This window comes from Phycisphaerales bacterium (assembly GCA_016716475.1).
In the GTDB taxonomy this organism is placed as follows: Bacteria; Planctomycetota; Phycisphaerae; order UBA1845; family Fen-1342; genus JADJWG01.
On the sequence record JADJWG010000002.1, the window covers coordinates 1,115,127 to 1,133,899 of the forward strand.

16 protein-coding genes are annotated in these 18,773 nt (G+C 65.4%); 11 read left to right on the plus strand and 5 right to left on the minus strand.

What is annotated here, in order from left to right:
• Positions 1-36 precede the first annotated feature (36 nt).
• The 9 genes from IPM18_12270 to IPM18_12310 all read left to right on the plus strand — a co-directional run bounded on the left by IPM18_12270 (position 37) and on the right by IPM18_12310 (position 10,155).
• A complete protein-coding gene (locus IPM18_12270) occupies positions 37-1,152 on the plus strand; it encodes a flagellar basal body P-ring protein FlgI (protein MBK9120358.1) in 1,116 nt (371 codons plus the stop codon).
• Positions 1,153-1,161: 9 nt separating this feature from the next.
• Entirely contained in the window at positions 1,162-1,578 is a 417-nt protein-coding gene (locus IPM18_12275; protein ID MBK9120359.1) for a hypothetical protein, read from the plus strand.
• Positions 1,575-2,138 carry a flagellar export chaperone FlgN gene (flgN, locus tag IPM18_12280; protein MBK9120360.1) on the plus strand — a complete coding sequence of 188 codons (564 nt, stop codon included), beginning with the start codon at positions 1,575-1,577 and terminating at the stop codon, positions 2,136-2,138. Before IPM18_12275 ends, flgN begins: the two co-directional genes overlap by 4 nt.
• Positions 2,139-2,148: 10 nt before the next feature.
• Complete coding sequence (gene flgK, locus IPM18_12285) at positions 2,149-3,852, plus strand: flagellar hook-associated protein FlgK (GenBank protein MBK9120361.1); 1,704 nt, start codon at positions 2,149-2,151, stop codon at positions 3,850-3,852.
• An 18-nt stretch (positions 3,853-3,870) separates the two neighbouring features.
• A complete protein-coding gene (locus tag IPM18_12290; protein MBK9120362.1) occupies positions 3,871-5,784 on the plus strand; it encodes a hypothetical protein in 1,914 nt (637 codons plus the stop codon).
• Positions 5,785-6,027: 243 nt separating this feature from the next.
• Complete coding sequence (locus tag IPM18_12295) at positions 6,028-6,471, plus strand: flagellar assembly protein FliW (protein MBK9120363.1); 444 nt, start codon at positions 6,028-6,030, stop codon at positions 6,469-6,471.
• Positions 6,472-6,673: 202 nt separating this feature from the next.
• Complete coding sequence (gene csrA, locus IPM18_12300) at positions 6,674-6,922, plus strand: carbon storage regulator CsrA (GenBank protein MBK9120364.1); 249 nt, start codon at positions 6,674-6,676, stop codon at positions 6,920-6,922.
• A gap of 84 nt (positions 6,923-7,006) precedes the next feature.
• The gene (locus tag IPM18_12305; GenBank protein MBK9120365.1) at positions 7,007-8,428 is read left to right on the plus strand and encodes a flagellin; all 1,422 of its coding nucleotides are present in this window, start codon (positions 7,007-7,009) and stop codon (positions 8,426-8,428) included.
• Between the two features lie 308 nt (positions 8,429-8,736).
• Positions 8,737-10,155 (plus strand): flagellin, encoded by a 1,419-nt coding sequence (locus IPM18_12310; GenBank protein MBK9120366.1) that lies wholly within the window; start codon positions 8,737-8,739, stop codon positions 10,153-10,155.
• Between the two features lie 256 nt (positions 10,156-10,411).
• On the opposite strand, the gene IPM18_12315 is transcribed toward IPM18_12310, so the two are convergent.
• The 4 genes from IPM18_12315 to IPM18_12330 form a co-directional block, all read right to left on the minus strand.
• A complete protein-coding gene (locus IPM18_12315; protein MBK9120367.1) occupies positions 10,412-11,536 on the minus strand; it encodes a citrate synthase in 1,125 nt (374 codons plus the stop codon).
• Positions 11,520-12,407, minus strand: coding sequence for an isocitrate lyase/phosphoenolpyruvate mutase family protein (locus IPM18_12320; GenBank protein MBK9120368.1), 888 nt, complete (start codon positions 12,405-12,407; stop codon positions 11,520-11,522). Before IPM18_12320 ends, IPM18_12315 begins: the two co-directional genes overlap by 17 nt.
• Before the next feature lie 58 nt (positions 12,408-12,465).
• The gene (locus IPM18_12325) at positions 12,466-13,752 is read right to left on the minus strand and encodes a citrate synthase (protein MBK9120369.1); all 1,287 of its coding nucleotides are present in this window, start codon (positions 13,750-13,752) and stop codon (positions 12,466-12,468) included.
• 114 nt (positions 13,753-13,866) lie between these two features.
• The gene (locus IPM18_12330) at positions 13,867-15,219 is read right to left on the minus strand and encodes an MmgE/PrpD family protein (protein MBK9120370.1); all 1,353 of its coding nucleotides are present in this window, start codon (positions 15,217-15,219) and stop codon (positions 13,867-13,869) included.
• 90 nt (positions 15,220-15,309) lie between these two features.
• Here IPM18_12330 and rsgA point away from each other — a divergent pair, with 90 nt between their 5' ends.
• Both rsgA and murJ read left to right on the plus strand, forming a co-directional pair.
• Positions 15,310-16,482: a ribosome small subunit-dependent GTPase A gene (gene rsgA, locus IPM18_12335; GenBank protein MBK9120371.1), complete on the plus strand. Its 1,173-nt coding sequence runs from the start codon at positions 15,310-15,312 to the stop codon at positions 16,480-16,482.
• A gap of 144 nt (positions 16,483-16,626) precedes the next feature.
• Positions 16,627-18,339 (plus strand): murein biosynthesis integral membrane protein MurJ, encoded by a 1,713-nt coding sequence (gene murJ, locus IPM18_12340; protein MBK9120372.1) that lies wholly within the window; start codon positions 16,627-16,629, stop codon positions 18,337-18,339.
• A gap of 3 nt (positions 18,340-18,342) precedes the next feature.
• Here murJ and IPM18_12345 read toward each other — a convergent pair whose 3' ends face one another.
• Positions 18,343-18,759 carry a FliM/FliN family flagellar motor switch protein gene (locus tag IPM18_12345; protein ID MBK9120373.1) on the minus strand — a complete coding sequence of 139 codons (417 nt, stop codon included), beginning with the start codon at positions 18,757-18,759 and terminating at the stop codon, positions 18,343-18,345.
• Positions 18,760-18,773: the final 14 nt, after the last annotated feature.

Here is an 18,773-nt window from a genome sequence, read left to right on the forward strand (position 1 = left end):
CGTGGAAAGGAACAGCAGCCGATGAGGAAGCCCAGCATGCACGCGCGATCGACCGTTCCACGGGCCGCCGCCCTGCTCGCTGTGGGTCTGTTGGTCGCTGGCGCGGTCGCCCAGGTTCGTGTGCAGGATGTAGCCCGTCTGCAGGGGCAGCGCACGAACAAGCTGATGGGCTTCGGCCTGGTGGTGGGTCTGCCCGGAACCGGCGACGGTGAAAAGTACGTCCCGACCATTCGTGCCCTGATGAAGCTGCACGAACGGCATCATGCCCCCGTGCTGAACCTCGACGAGGTCAAAGGCAACAAGAGCATCGCGCTCGTGGTTGTGGAAGCCACGATCCCCGAGTTCGGCGCGCGTGAGGGCCAGACGATCGACGTTACCGTCTCGACTCTGGGAACCGCCACGCGGCTCACAGGCGGGCAACTTCTCACCACACCACTGCAGTATGCCGCGCTGGATCCCGAAGATCCCGGCACTTGGACTATTTTTGCGCTGGCCGGTGGCCGTGTGACAACACCGGATGCCAGTACCCCGACGCGGGGCCTCATCGCCGCCGGGGCCGTGCTCGAAGAGGACGTGGTCTACAACTTCCTGCGGCAGGGCGTCATCACGCTGGTGCTCGACGACACGCACGCCGACTTTACCTGGGCCAATCTCGTGGCCCGGTCGATCAATCACGAACTGAGCGGCCCACTCGCGCCGACGCTCTCGGGCGACACACCCGACGAGGGTGGCCTCATCCCACTGGCCCACGCACTCGACGCAAAAAACGTGCTGGTCCACGTCCCGCCGTATGAGCAGGGGGACCTGGCCCGCTTCATCAGCCGTGTGCAACAGGCCCCGCTTTTCGATCTGCCCGAGCCGGCCGCGCTGGTCACCATCGACCGTGCCACGCGGAACGTTGCATTCACGGCTTCTGTCCGCGTGTCACCGGCGGTGCTGCAAATTCCGGGTCTCGGCACCTTGCGCATCGGAGCACCCCGGGAAGGTGAACCGGAGACCGCGCCCCCCGACACCACCGCCGCCCGCACCGTCGGCTTCGATGAGCTCTTCCGTACCTTGTCCGCGATTCAGGCCACCCCGGACCAGATCATCGACGCCATCGAGCACCTGCACCGTGCCAAGGCCCTGCACGCGCGCATCCAGTATCGCTGAGGAACCACCGTGCTGCACGCAATTTCAGCGTTGACCTCCGCACTCTACCCTCCGGCGGCAGCAACCCCACGCCCAGCCGCGCCCACCGAGTCGGACCCGGCGGTCCGTGAGGCGGCTGCGCAATTTCTGACGGAGCTGTTCTTCGGACCGCTGTTAGCGGAGGCCCGCCGCGCACCGTTCAAGGCGGACTGGATCGACGGCGGACAAACCGAATCCATTTTCGGTGAGCAGCTCGACCAGCGTATCGCCGACCGCGTCGCACTGGCCGACCGTGGGTTGAACGACCACGTCGTCCGTGAGTTGTCGCAGCACGGGAAAGTGCGCACCGCGCCGCCACGGACCGCACCTGCGGGCCCAGGTGCCGACCGGGTCGCCTGGCCCGCCACACTCGCTACTCAGCGCCTGACCGAGGAGCCCGCCGCATGACACGGCCGACCGCCACCCATCCTGCGGCGCCCCGCCCGGGAGCCGGCCTCAGTCCGGCAGCCGCGCAGGTCCTGCCTGCGCTGGCGCAGGAGCTGGCCGAGTTCCAGCAGGTTCTCCAGCAACTTGCGCAGCTCGCGGGCAGCAAGATCACGGCCCTGCGGGCGGCGGACACGCCGGCACTGGAGGCCTGCGCCGCGCGCGAAGAGCAGTTGCTGCGCGAGGTCTTCCGGCGCGAGCAGCAGCGCAAGGCGGTTCTTGCGCGCGCCGCGCAGGCCCTGCACGTGGCCACCGACCAAGGCGTGACGCTCGGCGACCTTGCGGCCACCTTGCCCGAGCCGCTGGCATCATCTCTGCGGGCTCGCAGTGCGGGTTTGCAGGCCGCCGCCGAGGAATTGCAGCGGAAGAACCAGCTCGTCGCGCTGGTGGCACAGAAACTGCAAAGTCACATTCGCGGCATTTTTGCCGAGGTGGCCGGTGTCACCACCGCCACCCCCCTGTATGGGCCTGCTGGCCAGCGCGACGCACGGGCGACGCGCACCTGGGTCGACGCCGTCGGTTAAGAGGTTTGCCGTGTTAGGTTCAGCTTACAGCATCGGCCAGAGCGCTCTCGCCGCGTACCAGGCGGCGGTGGCGGTCACGGGCCAGAACATCGCGAACGTCGGTAACCCGAACTACACGCGGCTGACCGGCCGGCTCGAAGCGCTGTACGGCGGACATGCGGGTGTGGGCATCGCGCCGGGGCTGGGCGTCAATCTCACCGGGTTGAGCCGCCACATCGACGAAGCCGTCGAAGCACGGTTACGGCAGGCGCTCGGCTCACGCAGCGGGGCGGAACTCCGCTACCAGACCCTCAGCCGCGTCGAGGGGCTCTACAACGAACTGACCGAGACCGACCTCTCCACCCAACTGACAAACTTCTTTGGATCGCTCGGCAATCTGCAGACCGATCCGCTCGAGACCACAGCGCGCGATCTGGTACTCGCGAATGCCGATCAGGTCGTGCAATCTCTCCAACGGCACCGTTCCGGACTCCTGGAGCACGTGGTCGATCTGAACACGACCGTCGCGCAGATGACACAACGCGCCAACGGCATCGTCGATGAAGTGGCCAAGCTCAACGAGCTGATCGTCACCACCGAGGCCCGCAGCCCCGGCGGCAGCGCCGCCCTGCGCGACCGCCGCGACACGCTCCTGCGCGAACTCGGCACCATGATGGACATTCAGGTGCGCGAACAGCGCGGCGGCGTGGTGAACGTTTACGTCGGAAGCGAGCCGGTCGTCGACTTCACCCGCTCCCGTGGCTTCACCACACAGGTTGTCAACCGCGATGGATTGGCGCGACTCGAGGTCCGCTTCGCCGACAATCAGGGCACGGTCCGCATCCGTGACGGCCGGCTCGGCGCCGTGCTCCAGACCCGCGACGAGCACATCGGCGGACAGCTCGAGCGGCTGGACGGCCTCGCCCGGGGCCTCATTTACGAAGTCAACCGCGTACACAGCAGCGGGCAGGGTCTGCGGGGCTACACCCAGCTCACCGGCACTTACCCGGTCCGCAATCCGAGCGTACCTCTCAACAACGCCGCTGCCGGCCTCGCCTTCTCAGTGCAGAGCGGAACTTTCCTCGTTCACGTCCGCGACCAGACAACCGGCAGTGTCACCACCACGCAGGTGGAAATCGATCTGGACGGCCTGCGCGGCAACGACACGACGCTCCTCGGACTCGCGGCCGCCCTCGGCAGCGCCCGCCAGGTCGGCGTCGGCTTTACGCCCGACGGCCGTATCGACCTGCAAGCCCAGGCCGGTTACGAGCTCTCTTTCTCCGAGGACACCTCCGGAGTGCTCGCGGCCCTGGGACTTGGCACATTCTTTAACGGCACAAATGCCAGCACGATCGCGGTGAACGGCACATTGAAGGGCGATCCGCGCCTGCTGGCGACTTCGCTCGACGGTGCCCCCGGCGACGGCCGCAATGCCGGTCGTCTGGCACTGCTGGGCGAACGCACATCCGACCTGCTGGGCGGGGTCAGCATCGAGCAGTTTCACCAGTCCACCGTGCACGGGCTGGGTGTGACGGTGGCGGGCGCACTGACCTCCTACGAAGCCGCGGACGCGGTGTACAGCAGTCTGTTGGCACAACGTGAAGCGGTCAGCGGCGTGAGTCTCGACGAAGAGGCCATCAATCTCGCGAAATTTGAGCGTTCGTACCAGGGGGCGGCCCGCTTCCTGTCGGTGCTCGACTCGCTCTCGAACGAAGTCCTGGCCCTGGTGCGATAGGGCAGCCGAGCAAGCACGATGGCAATTTCAGCGATTAACCTGGCCCGCGTAAGCTTCAACCAGCGGACAACCAATCTGCTGGAGGCACTGCGTTCCAACCACCTCGCGCTCTACCACCAGCAGACACGAATCGCCACGGGCCTCGCCTTCCTGCGGCCCAGCGAGGACCCGGTGCGCTCCGCCAGCGCGGTGGTGCTCGAACGGCGTATCGATTGGATGAACCAGGTCAAGAGTAATCTCGACCAGGTCAATGCGACGGTCTCCGAGATCGACAGTGCCATGCAGGAAGCCCTCGCGATCTTCAGCGAGTCGCAGGCCCTCGCCGTGCAGGTCGTCGGCGACACGCTCAGCGAAGATGAGCGCCAGGCGCTGGTCACCGTTGCCGACGGTCTGCTCGATCGCATGTTCAGCATTGCGAACCGCCGCTACCTCAATACCTGGTTGTTCGGCGGCCAGAGCGGCACCCAGCCCTTCACCTGGCACGGGACCGGGGTGCTTTACCAAGGTGACGATCAACGCCTCGAGACCATGGTCGACTCAAACCTTACGGCCGACTTCTTCACCGTACCGGGCACCGAGTTCTTCCGGGCGTTGTCCAGCGAGGTGCGCGGGGCGGTGGATCTCAACCCGGCCGTCCGGCTCCACACCCGCCTGAGTGACCTGAATGGTGCGCTCGGACGTGGCGTGACACCCGGGCGGATCGCCATCGCGACCGCCGCCGGTAACCATGAAATTGACCTGCGGGAAACCGCCACCGTAGGGCAGGTGGTCGATCGACTCAACGCCGACTTTCCGGCCGGCCTGCGTGCGGAACTGACCCCCGTCGGCATCCGGCTGGTGCGCGACCGCGTGGAGCTGGGCGAGGTCACGATCACCGATGTCGGGGGCGGGAGTCTGGCCGGCGATCTCGGCCTGGCCGGGGCATTCGACCAGCCGATCCGCAACGCTGTGGATCTTGACCCGCGCCTGACCCTGCAGACGCGGATTTCCGACCTGCGCGCCGGCGCCGGACTTCAGCTCGACGCGCCGCTGAGCGTGCGTAACGGGCCGGATGTCGTGACGATCGGGTTGCGCGAAGCCCAGACCATCCAGGATGTGCTTAACCGCTTCAACGAGTCCGGAGCCGGTGTCTGGGCACGCATCAACGACGACGGCCGTACGCTCAACGTCCAAAACCGAGTCTCCGGCACCGCCCTGTCTATCGAAGAAGACGGCGGCCAGACTGCCACTCGCCTGGGGTTGCGTTCGCTGCACGGCGGTACGCGGCTCGCGGAAATCAACGGGGGCGGTGGTGTCGGCACCGGACCGGGACACGACCTGCGCATCACGACCGCCGACGGAACCAACGTGCTGGTCGATCTGAGCGGCACCCTGACGCTGGACGACGTCATCACGCGCCTGAACAACGCGGCCGGGGGCGCAATTACCGCCTCTCTCGCGCAAAACGGGAACGGACTGCAGCTCACGGACCACACGACGGGGGCCGGGACGCTGACGCTGACTTCGCCCAACAACACGAGCGTGATTCGCGACCTCGGCCTCGACGAACCCCCCGTTGGTAACCGGATTACGGGGCGGGACGTGCATCCGCACCGTGTGGACAGCCCATTCACCGCGTTGCTGGAGCTGCGCGCCGGCATGCTGGCGAACGATCGGCTGGGAATGCAGGCGGCCGCAGCGCGTCTGGAACGCGTCATGCAAGGGATGCAACGTGTGCAAGGCCAGATGGCTTCACAGGCGCGGTCCCTGGCGGACCGCTCGGAACGAATCGAGACGGAATTGTCAGCGACCCAGATCCTGCTGAGTGACGTACGTGACACGGACATCGCCGATGCGGCTGTGCGTTTCTCCCAGTTGCAGACGGCGCTTCAGGCCAGCATGCAGACATCCGCGCAAATGTTGAATCTCTCTTTGCTGGACTATCTGCGCTGAGGCCGCCGGCACGGCTCGAACGCCGCGCCGCAGCAAGACTTGGATCGGGAGAGAAGCTTGGAGGACGCGGGTGCGACAGTGCCGGCCTGGCTCGGCCGCTTGTCGCCCCGGTTGGTCCGCGGAGTGCGGACCGGACGGTGGAAGCGTCCGGTTCGGCGGGTGGCAAACTGGAGTGTCGGCCGACGCCGGCCGGCCCCCCCGCCGGGCAAACCAGATGGAAATCCGAGCCGCAGGAGCCGTGTGATGCTCATCGAAACGACGCGCTTTGGCACGATTGAAGTGGACGAAGGAAAACTCATGACCTTCGCCGAGGGGCTGTTGGGATTTCCACAGCACAAGCGCTTCGCCCTGCTCCAGACTGGACCGGACCCGGTGTTCTTCTGGATGCAGTCGGTCGACGATCCGCATCTTGCGTTCGTGGTGTGCGACCCCGTGCCGTTCGTGCCGGACTACCAGGTGCCGATCCGGAAGGATGACCTGGCGGCCCTGGGGATTGCAGACCCGACCGACACGCAGGTGCTGGTCATCGTCAACAAAGTAGGTGCGGACCTGACGGCCAATCTCCTCGGTCCACTTGTGATTGGCACTCGGGTCCTGAATGCCCGACAGCTCGTGCTGTCGGACAAGCGCTACGGCACCCGCCACCGCCTGCTGGACGCCCCGGCGGCGGCGGTTCGCACGGCGTAAGGCGGCAGTAGCTTTCTACCGGAGAGGCCAGCTATAATGGACGCGGGTCGTAACGAGAATCGTGGAGACTGGGACGCCCACAACGGGCACCACGCTGCACGCGTCCGGGGCGCAACCGCAGCAGGTACCGCCCTCTGCGACCTTGCGATTCCCGCGCCGCCTGTCCGGCCCGGCATCGGCATCATTCAGGAAGGAGCCGCGAATGTTGGTGCTTTCGAGGCAACGCGACGAATCCATCATCATCGGCGACAACGTGCAAATCACGGTCGTCGACATCCGGGGGGACAAGGTGCGGCTGGGTATCGAGGCACCCGCCGAGATCAGCGTGCACCGCAAGGAAGTCTTCGACGCGATTCAACGCGAGAATCGCAGGGCAGCCGGAATAACGACCGAGGATCTGGCGGCTGTGCCCGCAGCGCCGCCGGCCCCACGGCCGCGCGCCAAGAAGTAAGCGTAACATCCCGCCCCCGTCCCCGGTCGTTCCTTTCCCACCAGAATCGTACCTCAGCCACGAACCGTTCAAGGAGGATGGCTAATGGCTCGCATTAACACCAATGTCAGTGCGCTTACGGCGCAACGGAACCTGAATCAGGCCCACCGTGGGCTGAACACGACCATGGAGCACCTGAGCACCGGCCTGCGGATCAGCCGCGGCAAGGACGATCCGGCCGGGCTCATCGTCTCCGAGCGCCTGCGGGCCGAGATCAGCGCCGTCGGCCAAGCGGTCTCGAATACCCAGCGCGCCAAGCTGATCGTCGCCACCGCCGAAGGCGCGCTCGACGAAGTCGCCGCACTGCTCAAGGACATTAAGGCCAAGATCGTCGAGGCCGCCAACGAGGGCGCATTTTCAAGTGAAGAGATCGAGGCCAACCAGCTCCAGATCGACTCCGCGATCGACAGCATCACGCGCATCGCGAATACCACCACCTTCGCGGGCCGCAAGCTGCTCGACGGCTCACTGGCTTACGAGACCAGTGGTGTGAACAACCAGCATGTCAAGGATCTGCAGATCCATGCCACGCAATTCGGTTTGCAGTCGAGCGTGGCTGTCAACGTGAACGTGGTTGCGCCGGCCGAGCAGGCCCGTATCGCCTTCCCCTACGCGGCACTCTCGGCCGGAGCCAGTAATATCACCATCGAATTGCGCGGCCCCAACGGCGTCGTCACCATGGCGTTCGCGAACGGCACACCCGCCTCGCAGATCGCCCGGGCCATCAACTCGGTCTCCGACGCCACGGGTGTCAAGGCGAGCTTGTCCGCCGGTGGTGCGAGCGGCCTCACCATCCACACCGAAGACTATGGCAGCCGCCAGTTCGTCACGGTTCGGACCCTCTCAAGCACGGGCGCTTTCCCCACGACGACCAACGACGACCGCGGGGCCGATGCCGTGGCGCTCATCAACGGCAGTTTGACCCGCAGTGTGGGCAACCGCGTCTTCATGAAAAACTCGCTGCTGGATCTGGAAATGACCGTGTCGGCCTCGACCTACACGACCAATTTCAACATCACCGGTGGGGGCGCGCTCTTCCAAATCGGGCCCCGTGTCGACACCAATCTCCAGGTGAACATGGCCATCGACTCGGTCCATGCCTCGCAACTGGGGAACGCCTCGATCGGCTACCTCTCCGATGTCAAGACCGGCGGCAACTACGCCCTGACGACGGAATCACCGCAGTTCAACCGCGCGTCGCGCGTTGTGGACGAGGCGATCACCCGCATCTCCGTGCTGCGGGGCCGGCTGGGTTCATTCGAGCGCAACACGCTCGACACCACTGCCAACCAGCTCAACATCACCATGGAGAACCTGACCTCGGCCGAGTCGACCATCCGCGATGCCGACTTCGCGCACGAAACCTCCCGACTGGCCCGCGACCAGATCCTGGTGAACGCCGGGACAACCGTCCTGACGCTCGCGAACCAGACCACACAGTCCGTACTGCGGCTGCTCGGCGGCTAAGCCCCCGGTGTCCGCAGCCAGGGGACCTCACCGGCCGGTGTTCGAGCGATCTCCCGCTCGGGCGCCGGCCGGGCCGTTTTTATGCGACCCCGGCCGGCGGGTGGTTGAAAATCCGCAGCGTCCCTGATTCCCGCGGCTCCCTTAATCAAGCTGGCGTATCTTCCGGACGATGCCCTTGGTGTCTTGGAAAAATGGTGCTCGGTCGGCGCTGACCGGCATCGGCTTCGGAACAGTGTCAGGGTGCCGCCGCCCCACCAACGCATGTGCGTCGGGGCCACCGGCGAAGTCGCCCACGGAGGCGCAGGACTATGAGTCGCATCAACACCAACGTTACCTCGATCGTCGCACAGCGGGTCGTGCAGATGCAGAACAGCAATCTGTTCACGACACTCGAACGCCTCAGTACCGGCTTGCGGATCAACCGTGCCAAGGATGATCCCGCCGGATTGATTGCGTCCGAGACCATGCGGACGGAGCGCCGCGCGCTCGAAGCCGCCATGTCCAACATCCAGCGGGCGACCAACGTCATCGCCGTCGCGGAGTCGGGCCTCGGCGAAATTGCGAGCATGTTGAACAATCTGGAGGAGCTCATCGACAAGTCGGCCAACGAAACCGGCATCAGCAACGATGAGCGCCTCGCCAACCAGGCCGAGATCGACAACATCCTTGAGTCGATCAACCGGATCGCCGCCACCACCGAGCTCCAGGGCCGCAAGCTGCTGGCCGGCGGACTGGCCTACCAGACCTCCTCGGTGTCGTCGTCCAAGATTGCCCACCTGCAGCTCAATGCCGTCCGCATCCCGGACGGCGGCAAGCGCACGGTCGCGGTCGACGTCACAACCGCGGCGTCGCAGGCGCGCCTGCTCTATTCCGGCGGTTCGATCGGCGCCACCCCGGTGACGATCGCCATCACCGGCAACAAGGGTACCGAGCGCATCACGTTCGCCTCGGCCAACGTCGCGAGCATCAAGGAAGCGATCAACCAGTCAACCGATCTCACCGGCGTGTACGCATCGGGCACGTCAAACCAGGTCTACCTCTACAGCAGCGAATTCGGTTCCAAGCAATTCGTTCGCGTCCGGGCCCTGCAGGGCGACTTCGGTACCCTCACCGCCGGCAACGAAGTCTCGGACGACGGCCAGGATGCCATTGTGACCGTCAACGGTGCCACCGTGCGGGCCGACGGTCTGCGGGTCAGCGTCCGTAACGGTACGCTGGACGCCGAGATGCAGCTCACCTCGGCCTTCGCCGGTGTGACCAACGGCGGCGTCGCCCAGTTCGCCGTAACCGGCGGCGGTGCGCTCTTCGCCTTGACGCCGCGGCTCGACCTCATCGGCCAGGCCTCGATCGGAATCGACGGCGTGGACGTCACCAGTCTCGGGAACGGCCAGACCGGCCATCTGTGGACCCTCGGCTCCGGTCAGGCCAACGACCTGAGCAGCGGCCGTTACAGCCAGGCCCAATCGGTCGTGCGAGCAGCCGTCACGCAGGTGGCCACACTGCGCGGCCGGCTCGGCTCGTTCGAGCGCAATATCCTCGATACGACCCACGCGTCGCTGCAAGTGCAGTACGAGAACCTGGCGGCGGCTGAGAGCTCGATCCGCGACGCAGATTTCGCGGTCGAGACCAGCAACATGACGCGGCAGCAGATTCTGGTGCAGTCGGCCGGACAGGTCCTGCGGCTGGCCAACGCGGCTCCGCAGAGCGTGCTCCAGTTGCTCGGGTAAGACCGACAGCGCCGGACACACACCCGACACCGAAGCCAGACCAGCGCCCCCGCACGTCGGTGGCGGCCCGCCCTTCCGGGTGGGCCGTCACCGCGGCATTTTGAACCGGGCGTCAGGAATCGGGGCACAGCGCGTGGTCAGCCGGTATGAACGGGGCACCGGCAGACCGCCGGTCCCGTACCAATCCGTCTGAATCTGCACGCGAGCCCCCGACTGTCCGTAGCCACCTGCAACTCGCCTTTCCGCCACTTCCGCATTAACGCTGTGCCAGCGGCACGAACTTACGCTTCGGCGGACCGATATACCTGCTCCGTGGCCGGATCAGCCGGTTGTTTTCCACCTGCTCGATCGCGTGCGCACACCACCCACTGACCCGCGAAGCGACGAAGAGTGGTGTGTACACATCCAGGGGCAGCCCGAGCAGCAGGTACACCATGCCACAGGGGTAATCGAGATTCATGTGGATTCTCTTCGCGTTCCAGACCGCGTCCTTGATCGCAAAGTAGGCCGCCACGTGCCCCGTGGCCTCGCGCTCCCGGCCGAGCGGTTCGATGAAACGCTCAAGAATGCGGGCCCGGTGATCGCCCTCCCGGTACACCCGGTGACCGAAACCCATGATCTTTTCACGCCGCGCCAGCGCGCCGCGCACCCATTGCTCTGCGGCCTCGGCCGAGTCGAACTGCTGAAAGAGCTTGGCGGTCTCCTCGTTGGCGCCGCCGTGCAATGGCCCCTTGAGCGTACCGATCGCCGCTACCGTCGCGGAATACAGGTCGCTGAGCGTGCTCATGCACACCCGTGCGGCGAAGGTTGAGGCGTTGAATTCGTGCTCCGCGTACAGGATCAGGGTCAGGTTGATGATCCGCTCTTCCAACTCGGTGGGCCGGCGCCCGAAGGCCTGCCACCAGAACTGGGCCGCGTGCGACAATCCCGCTTCGGGCTCCACCAGCGGTTGCCCCGCCTGCAACCGCAGCCGGGCCGCCACCAGCCCAGGAATCACGGCCAACAGGCGCGTGGCGCGGGCGCGCCGCGCCGCGCGGTCATCTCCAGTGATGGGGTCAAAATGCGCCACCAGGGAAACGGTCGAGCGCAGTACGTCCATGCCGGGTACCCCGGCCGGTATGGCCGCCACGGTATCCAGCACCACCCCCGGAAGGGCGCGAAACCCGTTCAATTCGTTCCGGAAGCGCAGCAGTTCCGCCGCGGTCGGCAGTTCCCCCAGGAGCAGCAGGTACGCGCACTCCTCGAAACTCGCCTGTTCGGCAAGCTCGGCGATATCGTAACCGCGGTACTGCAGGCCGCCCTGCTCCACCGTGCAGATCGCGGTCTCGCCGGCGATGATGCCTTCGAGCCCCGGTCGATACAGTTCATCGGTCGTCGTCATGACGAAGCTCCCTGGAGGGTGGCGGCGCCACCTGGTAGTCGAGCAAGTCATACAGTTGCTGTCTGGTCTGCATGCGCTCAAGCAGTCCCTCGGCCGTGCCGGACCGGCGCAGTTCCTCCAGGCCATCGAGTACCGCCCGCATTGCAAGGCGCTGCAATGTGACCGGAAAGATCACCAGCCGGTAGCCGAAGTTAGCCAAGTCAGCCACCCGCAGCGCCGGGGAACGGCCGAACTCGGTCATGTTGGCGAGCAGCAGTGTGGGGACATCGCGTGCGAACCGCTCGAATTCCGCGCGGTCCTGCAAGGCCTCGGGGAAAATCGCATCCGCCCCAGCGGCCAGGTAGGCATGGGCCCGGGCGACGGCATCGTCGTAGGAGGTAACTCCGCGGGCATCCGTGCGCGCGATAATCATGAAATCAGGATCACGCCTGGACGCCACGGCCGCGGCGAGCTTTTCGCAGAACTCCGTCACCGGCACGAGTTGCTTGCCGGGCAGATGGCCGCAGCGTTTGGGAAACTCCTGGTCCTCGAGGTGCAGTCCGGCCAAGCCGGCGCGCTCAAACTCGGTCACTGCGCGGGCGGTATTTTCCGGGGCGCCAAAGCCCGTGTCCGCATCGGTGATGATCGGCACGGTCGTCACCGCGGCACAGCGTGTCGCGTGGAAAGCCGCTTCCGACAGCGTGGTCAGTCCCACGTCGGGCACACCCAGCATGCTGTTCGCCAGCGCCGCACCAGACAGATAAAGCGCCTCGAAACCCGCCCGCTCAATCGCGCGCGCCGTCAGGGCATTGAAGGCCCCCGGCAGCACGACCGTGCGTTCCCGCACGGCCGCGCGCAACCGCGCAGCGCGACTCGGTGAACTGACAGACATGCCACACCTCTGGCCCATCGCCGGCAGCCCGACGCCGGCGCACAGCGGCACTGCGGGATCAGGTTCGCGCAGCGAGGGGCGCGTACGGCCGCTGGGTCGGACCTGTGTAGACCTGGCGCGGACGGTAGATGCGCGCCTTCGGGTTCATGTGGACCTCGCGCCAGTTGGCGATCCAGCCGGGCAGCCGGCCGATGGCAAACAGGACCGGGAACATGTCGACCGGAATACGCGCCGCACGCATGATGATCCCGCTATAGAAGTCCACGTTGGGGTAGAGCTTCCGCTCCACAAAGTACGCGTCCTTCAGCGCCACTTCCTCGAGCTGCATAGCAATATCAAGCAACGGGTCATTGATTCCCAGGGCCTGCAATACGTTGTCGCAGGCCTCTTTGATGAGCTTCGCGCGCGGGTCGAAATTCTTGTAGACCCGGTGACCGAATCCCATCAGCCGCGTGTTCGGATCGGTCTTGACCTTCTCGACGAAGTCAGCCAGTGAAGTTCCGCTCGCACGAATCTTCTCCAGCATGCTGATGACGGCCATGTTCGCTCCGCCATGCAGCGGCCCCCACAACGCGCACACCCCAGCCGCTACCGAGGCATACAGATTGGCCCGGCTTGAGCCGACCATGCGGACCGTCGAGGTGGAGCAGTTCTGCTCGTGGTCTGCGTGCAGAATGAAAATCTGGTCGAGTGCCCGCACGAGCTCCGGTGCCGGCTGGCAGGGCAGGTTCGGCATGCAAAACATCATATGCAGGAAATTGGCCGTGTACGAAAGGTCGGCACGCGGGTAGTTCAGGGGCAGGCCGTGCGCCTTGCGGTAGCTCCACGCCGCGATGGCACGCACCTTCGAAAGCAGCCGCGCGGACGCATCGATGAAGTGAACATCATCACTCGGCTGTGTTAGGGTGGGTTCAAAACATCCCAGCGTGTTGATCATGGCCGAGAGGATCGCCATGGGTGCCGCCGTCGAGGGGAAGCCCTCGAAGTGGTGCCGCATGTTCTCGTGAATGAACTGGTGCTCGATCAGACGCCGCTTGAAGTCCTCGAGCTGCCCGGCCGTCGGCAGCTCGCCGAAGATCAGCAGGTAGGCGGTCTCGGGAAACGTCGAATGCTCGGCGAGCTCCTCGATCGGGTAACCCCGGTATCGCAGTATGCCCTGCTCACCATCAATGAAAGTAATGCTGCTCTCGCACGAGCCGGTGTTGCCGTACCCGTCGTCAAGGGTGATGAGCCCCGATTCGCTCCGCAGCTTTGTGATATCAACCGCGCGCTCGTTCTCCGTGCCGACCACTACCGGCAATGTGTATGGTTTGCCAGCGTACGTTAGCGTGGCCTGTTCGCCCATGGTGTAACCTTCCATCCTCGCGACCGGGGACCGTACCTTACCGCAATGATAGCCGCAGGGCTCCGCCGACCGTACCCGGCTCCGGAAGGAGCCGCGGGGGCCGCTGGCACGACCCTAGCGTGTTTCGAATTCAAGCAGCGGCGCCACGTCATCCAGCCGGTCCAGATTGAACGCCAGTTCAATCAGCCGCTCAGCCGTGGCACTTGTCACGACCTCGTCCGCCTGCCGCCGGAACTTGGCCACGACCTCATCATCGGTCATGGGGTTCCCCGCGTGCCCGCGCGGATACTTCACAAGTTTCTCCAGTTTGCGCCCGCCCGGCAGCGTAACGATCAACTTATTGGGGATGCCGTCGGGATAGCCCGCGTTGCAGTCCTCCGTCTCCACGATCCGGATGCGATCGAGCAGGCCCAGTAGTTGAGGATCGCGGATGTTCGCCTCGCTGAAGCTACCGCGTGTCACGTCGCCGTCACGCAAAGCCGCCGCCACGCAGAAGCCCATGCTGTGGTCCGCCGTCTCGCGGCTCGTGGGGCGCCACTTTTCCGGCTCGCTGCCGATGATGCTGACCGCGGCTTCGAAGCTCTCGATCCAAAGCGCTTCGACCTGATCGATCCCGCCGATCTGTGGCCGTAATTGCAGTGCCGCGTCAATCGCCGACTGCGAGTGATACTCGGCTGGCCAGAACTTGATGTAGGTCCGGGTGATCATCCAGTCGTCCGGGCCGCTGGCCCACTGCAGCTCGAATGGACCCGTGACCATTTTGAAGAGACCCTTGGGGCCTTCAAAAATCTCGTGCGGTCCGGTCAGCCCCTGCCGCGCAAGGTTGGCCGCGAACACGCCGTTCCGGGCCGCGTTGGAGAACGCACAGGCCTTCCAGTCCGAGATCTGCCCCGTACGGGTTTGGCGCGTCGCGAAGTTACACACCCCTGCGAGTCCCAGTGCATGGACCGTCTGCTCTGCGGTGAGACGGTAGAGCTTGCTTGCCAGCAGCGCGGTCGAAAGCGCCCCGTAGGTCACGTGATCCCAGCCGTGTGCCCGCAAGGACGCGGCGTCGCAAAGCCGACACTGCAGTTCGTAACCCAACGCAATCGCCGTGATGATGTCCCGCCCTGTTGCTCTGGACACCTGACCTACCGCCAGAGCGGCGGGGATGTTGTCGCTCGGGTGCGCCGGTTCTCTGCTGAGATACGTGTCGTTGAAGTCCAGGTAGCGTACCAGGGCCCCGTTGGTAAACGCAGCCAGATCCGGCGTGGTCCGAGCCCGCGAACCGAGGATGCTCGCCCCGCCACTGACCGGGACGGCTTCCGCCACTGCACGCGTCACGCGAGCCGGCCGGCTCGACCATGCCCCAAGCGCACAACCCAGCGAATCGAGCACGCGGCGCTTCACCTCATGCACCACGCTCGCCCCAAGCCGCTCGAACGCCGACTCCTGCGTACGCTCCGCCAGTTTTTGCGCCATCGTCATTCGAACACTCCTGCCATCGAGTGGACCGGCATTGTGGCGAAAAGCCCCCCTACCCGCAACGCCCCCTCCCCAGCCGCTAGAATCCCACATATGGCGAAGCGCAAGGGCCCGAACCGCAAGATCCTCCGCGTCGAATTCCGGCAGAACCGCCAGGTGCGCCGGAGGACCGACGAATGGACCCAGCGCTACCACGCCAGCGATGGGGAAATCGACGACGCACAACGTAACGAGTCGATACGCGCAAAGGGTGAACTCTCACGTAAACGCACCATCATCGTCGATGAGCACAACCTCCCCATCGTGGACGAATCCGCCTGGCTTTCGGGCGTCGTCACCAAGGTGCACGGCCACTTCTGTTGCGTTCATGTGTCCGGCGGTACCACCTGGGAATGCACTGTCCGCCGTGTCTTGCGCACGCGCTCCATTGCGGGGCGCTCACCCGTGACGGTCGGGGACCGCGCCTGGTTCTCGGACCATGCCCGGCTGCACGGCGGCCGGCCCATCGGCGTCATCGAACGCATCGCCGAACGCACGACGCGCCTCTCCCGCCGCGACCGTCGTCAACGTGAGCATATTCTCGTTGCCAACGCCGATCGCCTACTCGCCGTCGTCAGCGTCGCCCAGCCCCGGCTCCGGCCGCACCTCGTCGACCGGTACCTGGTGGCGGCGGAAAAGGGTGGACTCGAACCACTCCTCTGTTTCAACAAGATCGACCTGCTCGCCCCGGACACGCGCACCGAGGATGACGATGAGCGGCAGGGCGGACTGGAGGTGACGGAAGTCATCGAGGAGTTCCGCCAGCTTGGCTATCGCTGTCTGTGCACCAGCGTGGTCACCGGAGCGGGCATCCATGAGCTTGGTGAGCTGTTGCGTGACCATATTACGGTGCTCTCCGGGCAAAGCGGCGTCGGCAAGAGTTCGCTGATCAACGCCGTGGATCCCGGGCTCCACCTCACCACGCAGACTGTCAGCACGGAGAACGAGAAAGGCCGGCACACCACCACCCTCGCGGAACTGCTGCCGCTCGCAGGCGGGGGCTATGTCGTGGATACTCCAGGCATCCGGGCGTTTGACTTGTGGGGGGTGGCGCGGGGCGAACTGGAAGCTTGTTTCCGCGAGTTTGTGCCACTCGTACCCCGGTGCGGTTTCAGCAATTGTGCCCACCGCGATGAGGACGGGTGTGCCATCCTGGCGGCGGTCGAAGCGGGTGTCATCAGCGCGCGGCGGTATTTCAGCTACCTGAAAATGCTCGAAGAGGTGTAAGGGGCTGCTACCCGAGTGCGACTGCCGCAAGAATCTCCCGTCCAGGGCACACGCAAACATCCTTCCCATACCCTGCGTGTATCGCCGGCAACGCTCCAGCTTCCACTTTTCACGAGACGCACCACCGCCGCTATCATCCGCTCCATGCCCGAGCCCGGTTCGCCGCCGCCGGTTCCACCTGCTGCCGAGATTGGGCAGCATGCGCCACCACCCGCACCGGGCCACAACGTCGTGCGATCCGCGAAGCTCATCGCGGTCTGTACGCTGTTGTCCCGCGTGACCGGCCTCGTGCGGGACATGTTCCTCGCGAGCGCCTTCGGGCTGGCTTGGATCCAGGATGCCTGGGTTTACGCCTTCCAGATTCCGAACCTGTTCCGGCGGTTGTTCGGCGAAGGGGCGATGGCCGCGGCCTTTGTGCCTACGTTCACGCGCGTGCTCGAACAGGACGGCCGGGCCGCGGCGTGGAAACTGTTCGCCCGGACGCTGGCCCTGCTCACCGTGGCGGTCTCGACGGTGATTCTGCTGATTGGCATGGTGCTCGGACTGATCGCCCTTTTCCACGGCGGCCCCCCGGAGGCAACCGCGGCTCGTCAGCTCCTGCTCACGCTGACAGCCGTGATGCTGCCTTTCATGTTGACCATCTGCGTACTGGCACTGTTTTCAAGTCTGCTGAATTGCCTCGGTAGTTTCGTGCCGGCCGCGCTAGCACCGGTGGTGCTGAACCTCGCCATGATCGGTGCGATCCGCTTCGCGGCTCCGACCTGGTTTCCCGGTCGGCCTGAGGCGCAGGTCTACATCGTCGCGGTGACGGTGGTCGCGGCCGGTGTGCTGCAACTGCTGTTGCTGTGGCTGGTGTTGCGGCAGCACGGCATTCCACTGGGTTGGGAGCTCCATTGGAGCGATCCGGCAGTGCGAAGGATGCTGGGTCTGGTAGGTCCGGTGCTGCTGGGCCAGGGCGTGCTCGCCTTCGGAGTCTACCTCGATGCGCAGGTGTGCATCCTGTTGACGCAGCGCGCGGGTGGACCGGCGGTGGGTTCCTGGTTCGGGCTCGCCTTCGAGTATCCCCTGCGCGAAGGTGCACTCTCCGCCGTGACCTATGCCCAACGGCTCTACCAGTTTCCACTGGGAGTGCTGGTGATCTCGCTCGCGACGGCGGCGCTGCCCGCGTTCAGCCGGCTTGCGACACACGCGCAGTGGCCGGCCTGGACCGGTGAGGTGCGGCAGGCCCTGCGGCTCGCGGTCTTTGAGGGCCTGCTGGCCGGCATCATGATGGTCGTGCTGTCCGTGCAGCTCGTGCGACTCCTGTTCGAGTACGGCCGTTTCGGACCGGCGGACTCGCTGCGGGCTGGACAGATTGTGGCGATCTACGGCCTGGGACTGTGGGCGTTCTGTGCACAGCACATCGTGATCCGGGCCTTTTACAGTTTGCAGGATGTGCGCACCCCGTTGTGGATCAGCATCGGGCTGTTGCCTCTGAACATGGGCCTCAACCTCATGCTGATCTTCGTGCCGCGCATCCGCGAGCAGGCCTTCGCCTACAGCACATGCCTCACAGCGCTGTTGCTGGTGGTCATCGGCCTGTTCCTGCTGCACCGCCGCACCGGGATGCGGATTCTGAATGGCTGCACCTTGCGGGGAATGCTCGCGATGGTGGTGGCGGCGTTGGGCGCGGCGGCAACCGTGCTGGCTCTGCAGCCGCCGTGGGAGGGGATCACCAACCGGATTCCATCCGTCGTGGCGGGCAGGGCCTTCAACGTCTTCGGGCTGCTCGCGGTCGGAACACTCGTCTACCTGCTGCTCGGCGCACTACTGCGGCTGCCGGAGGTGCGATTGCTGCTCCCGCGACGAAAACGCTGAGCCCTATTCCCCCAGTGTTCGCACGCGATCCGCGGGGCTGATCACCGCACTGAGCCGCAAGCCGAAGTTCTCGCCTACCTTGACACATTGTCCGTGCCCGACCAGCCGGTTGTTGACCAGCAGGTCCAGGCGGTCTTCGACAGACTTCTCAAACTCGATGATCGAACCAACCGAAATGTCGCGAACGGCGGAAATCGGCATCGGACGCTGCGCGAGGCGCACGATCACCGGTACGCGTAATCGCAAAACGCGCTGCAAGGCGGCACTCAAGCCGGTACTCACCGTGCGCCGGGGTGGCGCCGGCCGTGCTGGCGGGACCACCGGAGCTACGGCCTCGGGCGCGAACGACTCCGCCGCGGATGCCGCCAATTCACCGGCCTCTGCGAGCAGCGCGTCGATATCCGACTGTTCGATGATCATGCGCAGAGCTTCCT

Excerpts from the sequence above, each read along its gene's own strand:
- IPM18_12330 (MBK9120370.1), bottom strand. The coding sequence starts at position 15,219 with ATGACGATGGCGCAAAAACTGGCGGAGCGTACGCAGGAGTCGGCGTTC.
- IPM18_12320 (MBK9120368.1), bottom strand. The coding sequence starts at position 12,407 with ATGTCTGTCAGTTCACCGAGTCGCGCTGCGCGGTTGCGCGCGGCCGTG.
- IPM18_12345 (MBK9120373.1), bottom strand. The coding sequence starts at position 18,759 with ATGATCATCGAACAGTCGGATATCGACGCGCTGCTCGCAGAGGCCGGT.
- IPM18_12310 (MBK9120366.1), top strand. The coding sequence starts at position 8,737 with ATGAGTCGCATCAACACCAACGTTACCTCGATCGTCGCACAGCGGGTC.
- IPM18_12325 (MBK9120369.1), bottom strand. The coding sequence starts at position 13,752 with ATGGGCGAACAGGCCACGCTAACGTACGCTGGCAAACCATACACATTG.
- flgN (MBK9120360.1), top strand. The coding sequence starts at position 1,575 with ATGACACGGCCGACCGCCACCCATCCTGCGGCGCCCCGCCCGGGAGCC.
- IPM18_12290 (MBK9120362.1), top strand. The coding sequence starts at position 3,871 with ATGGCAATTTCAGCGATTAACCTGGCCCGCGTAAGCTTCAACCAGCGG.
- IPM18_12295 (MBK9120363.1), top strand. The coding sequence starts at position 6,028 with ATGCTCATCGAAACGACGCGCTTTGGCACGATTGAAGTGGACGAAGGA.
- IPM18_12315 (MBK9120367.1), bottom strand. The coding sequence starts at position 11,536 with ATGACGACGACCGATGAACTGTATCGACCGGGGCTCGAAGGCATCATC.
- murJ (MBK9120372.1), top strand. The coding sequence starts at position 16,627 with ATGCCCGAGCCCGGTTCGCCGCCGCCGGTTCCACCTGCTGCCGAGATT.
- rsgA (MBK9120371.1), top strand. The coding sequence starts at position 15,310 with ATGGCGAAGCGCAAGGGCCCGAACCGCAAGATCCTCCGCGTCGAATTC.
- IPM18_12305 (MBK9120365.1), top strand. The coding sequence starts at position 7,007 with ATGGCTCGCATTAACACCAATGTCAGTGCGCTTACGGCGCAACGGAAC.
- csrA (MBK9120364.1), top strand. The coding sequence starts at position 6,674 with ATGTTGGTGCTTTCGAGGCAACGCGACGAATCCATCATCATCGGCGAC.
- IPM18_12270 (MBK9120358.1), top strand. The coding sequence starts at position 37 with ATGCACGCGCGATCGACCGTTCCACGGGCCGCCGCCCTGCTCGCTGTG.